The organism is Actinotalea sp. C106 (assembly GCF_023630195.1).
Lineage (GTDB): Bacteria > Actinomycetota > Actinomycetes > Actinomycetales > Cellulomonadaceae > Actinotalea.
Genome location: NZ_JALPKN010000552.1, coordinates 1 through 969, shown reverse-complemented (window position 1 = coordinate 969; position 969 = coordinate 1). Strand labels below are relative to the sequence as shown.

Below are 969 nucleotides of genomic sequence, written 5' to 3'. Positions count from 1 at the left end.
GGAGGCGGCCCGCACCTCGGCGATCCCGCGCCGCTCGACCGCGTCCGCGAGGACCCCGCGCAGCACGGGCAGGCCGACGCCGGTCCGGGCCGAGACCCCGTGCACACCGACCCCCTCGAGACCGTCCTCGCGCAGCAGCCTGTCGACGTCGCGCATGAGGGCGGCCTGGGCGTCGACCGGGACCGTGTCGATCTGGTTGAGCACCACGAGCATCGAGGCCTCGTGCCCCACGAGGTGACGAAGGTAGCCGGTGTGCAGGGCGTCGTCGGCGTACTTCTGGGGGTCCACGACCCAGACCAGCAGGTCGACCTGCGGGAGCAGACGGTCCACGACGGCGCGGTGCTCGGGCTCGATCGAGTCGTGGTCGGGCAGGTCGAGCAGGACGAGCCCGCGCAGGTCCGCCTGGGAGTCGCCGTCCAGTGCGCTCTCGCGCTCGATGCGGCGGTCGCTCGCGACGCCGAGCCAGTCGAGCAGCGGGGTGGCGTCCTGGGCCCAGACGCAGGCCGTGACCTGGGAGGTGGTGGGACGGCGGACGCCCACGTCGGCGAAGTCGAGCCGGGCGAGGGTGTTGAACAGGCTCGACTTGCCCGAGCCGGTGCCCCCGACCAGGGCGACGACCGTGCGGTCCACCCCCAGGGCGAGCCGGCCCCGCACCTCGGTCAGGGTGCGGCGCACGCGGGCGGTCGCCTCGTCGGGCATGGCCAGCAACGCCCGCTCGAGGGCCACCTCGATGTGGTCGACGCGGTCGAGCAGCGCTGAGGTCCGCTCGCCGCTCACCACGAGGGTTCCCGGGGCGGCGAGGTTCTTCTCGGTCATGTGAGCCCCTTGAGGACAGCGAGCCGCAGCCGCAGGCGGGAGGCGGCGTCGTCGGCGAGGTCGGGGTCGACGAGGGCGGTGAGGGCTGGCTGTGCGCCTGCCCGGCACTGCTCGACGGCCCGTGCGGTCAGGTCGCGGCGCAGGGTCGCGGCG

The 969-nt window shown here is 74.6% G+C and carries 1 protein-coding gene; it reads right to left on the bottom strand.

Going from position 1 to position 969, the window contains the following annotated elements:
- Positions 1-816, bottom strand: an 816-nt coding sequence (locus L0B03_RS18420; RefSeq protein WP_250448533.1) for a GTPase, incomplete at its 3' end; no start/stop codon positions are given.
- Between the last annotated feature and the right edge of the window lie 153 nt (positions 817-969).